Origin of the sequence: uncultured Microscilla sp. (genome assembly GCF_947493425.1) — a bacterium.
Classification (GTDB): Bacteria; Bacteroidota; Bacteroidia; order Cytophagales; family Microscillaceae; genus Microscilla.
Window position 1 is genome coordinate 1 of sequence record NZ_CANLRP010000275.1, and the last position, 6,883, is coordinate 6,883.

At 39.0% G+C, this 6,883-nt stretch carries 4 protein-coding genes; 2 read left to right on the forward strand and 2 right to left on the reverse strand.

Annotation, left to right across the window (positions count from 1 at the left end; genetic code table 11):
• Positions 1-420: 420 nt before the first annotated feature.
• Positions 421-1,425 (reverse strand): HNH endonuclease, encoded by a 1,005-nt coding sequence (locus tag Q0954_RS32150; protein ID WP_299465524.1) that lies wholly within the window; start codon positions 1,423-1,425, stop codon positions 421-423.
• Complete coding sequence (locus Q0954_RS32155) at positions 1,418-3,397, reverse strand: AAA family ATPase (RefSeq protein WP_299465527.1); 1,980 nt, start codon at positions 3,395-3,397, stop codon at positions 1,418-1,420. Before Q0954_RS32155 ends, Q0954_RS32150 begins: the two co-directional genes overlap by 8 nt.
• Positions 3,398-3,559: 162 nt before the next feature.
• Between Q0954_RS32155 and Q0954_RS32160 the strand changes: the two genes are divergently transcribed.
• Together Q0954_RS32160 and Q0954_RS32165 are read left to right on the forward strand one after the other, a co-directional pair.
• Positions 3,560-4,702, forward strand: coding sequence for an ISAs1 family transposase (locus Q0954_RS32160; protein WP_299465530.1), 1,143 nt, complete (start codon positions 3,560-3,562; stop codon positions 4,700-4,702).
• Between the two features lie 258 nt (positions 4,703-4,960).
• Entirely contained in the window at positions 4,961-6,460 is a 1,500-nt protein-coding gene (locus Q0954_RS32165; RefSeq protein ID WP_299465533.1) for an RtcB family protein, read from the forward strand.
• Positions 6,461-6,883 lie beyond the last annotated feature (423 nt).

The window sequence follows — 6,883 nt, forward strand, 5'->3', positions numbered from 1 at the left end:
AACCCCATTCAAACGCCTTTTGTAGGGGCAATCCTTTATGGTTGCCCTAGCGTAGTAAATTTCATTGCCTGGCGCCGCGTAGTATTTTGAGCGTTTTTGCTACTCAAGGAAGGTTGGACTATTTGGTTGCTTGTGAAGACACAAGCAACGGCGTAAGAGCAGCGTCAAACCCTATTCAAATGCCTTTTGTAGGGGCAATCCTTTATGGTTGCCCTAGCGTAGTAAATTTCATTCAAAGTGACCAGCCATGGGCTAGTCCTTGCTCTTTTAAGTCTTCTTTTAGGAGACCTGAAAGCCTTTTAACAACCGACCCCGATTCTAGTACCTGAGGGTACTTCTAAGTATTCCGAAAAACGAGCGTAGCAGGTTGTTCTGCGATTATTAGTGGCGCATTGTCTAGAGCTTAAAACAATGGGATATTTACTTAATCGTGTCAAGGTCTGATAACAAACGATCTATAATTTCCCTACCAATATCTTGAGTTAGTTTTGATAAAGGACGTTTAGCCAAATCTTTGTTTTGAAAGTAGTTGCCTAATAACAAAACAAGCATTTCTTGTGGGTTGGTAAATAGTTCATTTTTTTCACCTCCTTTGCCAAAATCTTCAAGTATGCCTTTTAGAAAATCTTTGTTATACATTTGTACCTTAAGCAAAAGTTCTTTGATAATATCTTTGTGTTGAGAATAGAGTTTTTGAAGATTAAAAGCTTTTATATTCTCTTCTAATCTATCATCGGTAGCAGTCACTAATACATTAAAATTATTGTTATCTCTGGCAAAATTATCTTTGGTAATATCAATGCCTATATTAATTGCCTTCTGTGCGAGTGGCTTGCTTAGATATGGGTTAAATAGCTTTGCAGCATCTTTGTCTTCTTTTTTATGGTTACAAGTTTTACAGCAAGGGATTAGATTATAAAATGACATAGCAAAAAACGGGTAATCGCTTTTGCTGTAGAAGTGGTCAATTTCGCAAGTTCTACGATGATCATTAGGAATATTAAAAATGTAATGTCTATTACAATAAGGGCATACGGATAACTCAAGTTTCTCTACTAAGTCATAGCTTGTGTACTTTTTGTTTTGAGAATCTTTTAAAGATGTTGAAGAGCCAGAGTTAGCGAAATAGCCATAAATATTTGTAATGTACCGAAGGTTATTTGATACTTTGTTTTTCTTCTTTTTCTTAGGTAGTTTTTTTACACTACTCGGTAATTTATCATATTCTGTTTTAATAGATTTAAGTTGGGTTGGTGATGCAGTAAGAATATCCTCAAATGAATATTTGTTATTCCAAACACTTTTTATCCAAGAGTTGATGTTACCTCTTCTAGTTTTGTTGTCATTGGATGCTAAAAAACGTATAACAGCGTTTGTATGCTCTTCTGCAAACTGTTTAAGCTTTGGATGTCTAATACTAATCATCTTGCCCTCCTTCCATTTTATTGAGTTTTTTCTGTAATTTTTCTATTTGTCGTTTTATTTGGTCAGGAGTATCTTCTGTTTGTTGTTCCTTGAAACGTGTTAGCTTTTTTTCTAATTGCATTTTTAGAAGAGGTTCGCCTACCATTTCAATGTGTTTTTCCAAACCTTCAAGGTCAGGTTTTTCTTCATCAGGTTTATGTGATTTGTTTAACTGTCCAATAATCTCATTGATTTTGTTTTTAGCATATTCTCCCATCAAACTACCTTGCAAAAAAAACGAATCAGCCAACAAAGTATGAATATTTGCCCCAAAGGTTTGTGGTGTATCTTCTTGCGGCACCACATAACAATTACCTTCTTCTATATTTTGATTGCCATGCTCTTCTTCGTCTCTTTTTTTGTTCCACTTCTTCAAAAAAATCACATTATTTTTAGGTATGTCTGAAAGTATAAGCGGGGAGTGGGTGGCGAGGATAACTTGAACTGTTTTGCCTTTATCTTTTGCCAGAGTGTTTAACAGGCTTACTAATATATCAACAAACTTTCGTTGCCATTCAGGGTGTAGGGTGAGCTCGCCTTCGTCGATTAATAGGACGCAATGTTGAAGTTTTCTTAGTTTTTGATTTTTAAATACACCCTCTATTCTAGAGATAAGTGTAAGTAGAGTTTGTTCTCCTGAACTAAAAAAAGAAGGGTCCGTTGTATGTGCCCAATTAAAACTTAAGTATCCCATAAACCAGCCAATGGAATTGTTATACGCTGACATAAAGTCTTTTAGGAAACGATGTTTTTTTCTATCAAATACAAACTTTCTAGTTGATGGTATGCCTTTAATTTTTTCTCCAGATATATCAGCTTTTTTCAAGTATTCTTCAACTTTCAAAAGAGACTTGGCTTGTCCAACCCGGAAACTGACGTTTACATTTTCTTGCTTAGAGATAAGTTCAAAAAAAGACTTGATGTCTTGTATTCCCTTTCCCTTTTTATCATCGAGAAGTGTTTTCTTAAGAATGTCTTCTATTATTTGATAAGGTTCTTCATCTTTATAAAGGCTTCCTGCTTCTTTTTTATAGTCGGCACGCTGATGATTATTATATAAAAAACTATCTAGTGCAGCTTCCCAAAAGCTCTGAAACATTTGTTCTTCTTTATTTGTAGGTTTGACAAACCTTTCTGTGTCATCAAGTTGCTGTCTGTAAGGAGTCTTTTTGTCTACTTGTGGGTATTCATCGACAGAGATTATACTTACTTGCAAATATTGAGGCATATCGAAAGTGAGAATATTCTTATCCTCAAAAAAATATACTGAAGAAACTTCTCTTTGTCTTTCTTTTATGCGGTGCGTAGATAGCACATTGCCGTATAGGAATTGACTAGGAAGATTTCCATAATCATGACAGATTAGACTATTAGTTGATAAATACTCTTGGTTTTTTGGAGCTGTATGACTGGACTTTTGGAACGGATCAAAAAAAATACTGTAGTGAACCCATAAAAAATGAGTTAGAAAATCATCGAAAGTAGATAGTTTATATTCAATATCTTTATGATTCTGAGGATCAGGCGTTATACTTTTACTCTTTGTATGTGCAGCTTTAATCGTGATATATTTTTCTGTATCTTCTTTCCACACAAACAGTGCTGATACCTCTTGTTTTTCTTTGTTAGTGCGCTTCATTAAAAAATCTAGTAACGTACTCTTCCCAGCCCCATTTTCCCCCACAATAGCCGTTAAATTCGTAATACCAACATTCTTTTCTTTTCCCTCTTTATCCTTAACAGTTCGCTCACCCCAAAAGCCTTCAACATAATCCTCTCGTTTATCAATTTTGAGCGTGTTGTCTTTGGGCGTATACACAATATCATACTCCCCACTAAAACAAAAACCCTGTTCTTTAATATTCTTATACTTATCAATCCAAACATACAATAACTCCATAGCTTCAAAGGATTTATTTGGTGTAACCATCATTTTAGATAAGGATCAATATAGTCAATTATCTCAAAATTAACCACTTAGCGATGTGTTTTTATCATATTTGCGAATAAAACCAGGGCAACCCCATGGCAATCGCAAGAAATAAAAAGTGTATGTAAAACCTTTTACCTGATATAATTACTACTATTTTTGTTGATGGAATCACGTGAAACTGCCCTTATCACCGACCTTCGTGAGCACTTTTGTAGCTTAGAAGACCCTCGTTCGCCTCGTGGTTGTTTACATTTATTTATTGACATCATTGGTATTAGCTTACTTGCCGTTATTTGTGGAGCAGAAGGCTTTACTGAAATAGAGGAGTTCGCCTACAGTAAAGAAGCATTTTTACGTAAAAATTTTGAACTACCTAACGGCATACCTTCCCACGACACTTTTGGTCGTGTGTTAGGCTTGCTTGATTCATCTTGCTTTGAGGAGTATTTTAGTCATTGGTTTACTAGGATTTGCAATAGCTATGATGATGTGATTAGTATAGATGGCAAGCAAATTCGTCACTCCTATGAAACCAAGTCAGCCACTCAACCGATTTGGTTAGTGAGTGCTTGGTCTAATGCCTATGATTTAGTGTTAGCTCAACACAAAGTATCAGAAAAGTCTAATGAAATTACAGCAATTCCCGAGTTGCTCAAGGTTTTAGATATAGAAGGTGCTTTGATTACTATTGATGCTATGGGCACCCAAAAAGCAATTGCCTCTCAGATTATAGGCAAGGAGGCTGATTATTTATTAGCCCTTAAAGGCAACCAGGGTAATTTATACCAAGAGGTTAGCGAAGCATTCGGAGTTTTTACGGCTAAATCAAGTAGTTTATTTGATGAGCAAAAAGACGTGGGTCATGGACGCCTCGAGACGCGTAGTTGTTGGGTAGCCAAAGCCTCAGACTGGTTGTTAGCAGATAGAGTTTCAGAGTGGAGGGAACTCAAAAGTATCATTTGTATAGAAAGCCACATTTACTACAAAGACGGAAAAAAGAAAGGGACACATCATCGTGAAACTCGCTATTACATTTCCAGTTTAATTCCTGATGCTCAAAGGGTGAATGATAGTGTTCGTAAGCATTGGGGAGTAGAGACAAAGCTACACTGGGTGTTGGATGTGGCTTTTAGAGAGGATGATTCTTGTGTGAGAAAGGGGAATGCACCTGAAAACTTATCTATACTCAGAAGGATAGCCCTTAACAAGCTAAAAGCAGAAAAATCTGTAAAAAGAGGAATCAAAGTCAAAAGAAAAAAGGCAGGTTGGGATGAAGATTACTTAATAAAGGTGCTATTGGCTTAAAATGAATCAATCGAAGAGCTAAAACTAAAAGAGTGGGCCAAAAGCACATACTTACTTTGTAAATGCTTAATTAGCATCACCCTAAATCTTACAAATTTGGGCAAGAGGCAATGAAAAAGTGAGCCTAAGTTTTTCTTGCGATTGCCATGAGGGCAACCCTGTCAAACTTGCTCATCCCCCACAATTTTACTAACTTAGGCTTGCCCGTGGCGCAAACCCCAGCCATTGGGCAATACAACATTTTAACCATTAGATTACGTGAGAAGAACCAAACTCAGAAATCAGGATTTAAAGAAAATTGGCTATTACGAAATACCCCTGCTCAAACTTGCCGGGAAAATTGCCAATAAGTTGATCGGACAAAAACAATCGAGCAAAGAAGAACTCTTGCCCTTGTTGCAAGACCTGCTCGATCACCCCGATAATTATACTGAGCCTCCTTTTGATGTGCTTGCCCAAAAGGTAAAAGAACACCAACCTGCCAATGACCTCAAACGGCAAAACGAAGCTCAATACGAGCTCAAGCCCGAACCTTTGTCTTACCCTGTGTTTGGCAAAGAAAAAATAGAAACAGGAGCGCTCAAGCAGATGGACACAGCAATGCAACTGCCCATTTCGTTGGCGGGTGCCCTCATGCCCGATGCCCACCAAGGCTATGGCTTGCCCATTGGCGGGGTGCTTGCCACCCAACACGACCGGGTAATACCCTATGCAGTAGGGGTAGACATTGCCTGCCGCATGTGTTTATCAGTGTTTGAGTTAGAGGCAGATTACCTGAGTAAAAAGCGTAATCACTTGAAAAACCTTTTGCTCAAAAATACTTGCTTTGGCACGGGTAAAGGCTTTGAAAAGCCCATGCACGACGATCTATTTGATAAACCTGTCTGGAGAGAAACCAAAGTAATACGTGATCTAAAGCGCAAAGCCATTCAGCAAATTGGTAGTTCGGGCACGGGCAACCACTTTGTAGAATGGGGTACTATAGACATACTGGAAGACAACTCCGAGTTGGGCTTGCCCAAAGGACAGTACCTTGCCTTGTTGTCGCATTCGGGGTCACGGGGGTTTGGGGCAAACATTGCCGGGCATTATACCAACATTGCCATGGAAAAAACCAAGTTACCCAAACACGCCCGTCACCTTGCCTGGCTCGACCTCAACACCCAAGAGGGGCAGGAATACTGGATTGGCATGCACCTGGCGGGCGAGTATGCCTCGGCAAACCACCACCACATTCATCAAAAAATGGCGCAATCGTTGGAAACCCAACCCCTGAAAATGATAGAAAACCACCATAACTTTGCCTGGCGTGAACAACTCGCCGATGGTACCGAAGTAATTGTTCACCGCAAAGGTGCTACCCCCGCCCACGAAAACGAATGGGGCATTATACCGGGGTCTATGACTGCCCCAGGGTATTTGGTACAGGGCAAAGGCAAAGCAGAGGCAGTTTTTTCGGCATCGCACGGGGCAGGCAGACAACTTTCGCGCAACCAAGCCAAGAAAACCCTCGACGAAGACGATGTACAACGGGTACTCAAGCAAAACGGGGTAACTTTAATTGGGGGCGACCTTGACGAGGCTCCTATGGCCTATAAAAATATTGATGAAGTAATGCAAATGCAGCAAGCACTGGTAAAAGTAGTAGGTAAGTTTACCCCCGCCATTGTACGTATGGCCGACAAAGAAAAGTGGATGGGACGAGGCAAGGGGCGACGCAACGAAAAAACGGGTGATATTTCTTTCAATGAAACGTGAGTTAATTACGAATGAGCGTAAAGCTTTTTAATTACGAATTGGTCAATTACGAATTACGAATGGGCGCAAGCGTAGTTAATTACGAATGATTTAATTACGAATTACGAATTGGCGCAAGCGTAGTTAATTACGAATGATTTAATTACGAATTACGAATTGGCGCAAAGCGACGCTAAAAAACTATGGTCTACTGACTCCCGACTCTGGACTAATATTCAATTACGAATTAGTCAATTACAAATTACGAATGAAGGCGAAGTGACTATGGTCTACTGACTCCCGACTCTGGACTAAATTACGAATTGGCGCAAAGCGACGCTAAAAAACTATCGTCTACCGACTACCAACTCTGGACTAATATTCAATTACGAATTAGTCAATTACAAATTACGAATGAAGGCGAAGTGACTATGGTCTACTGAC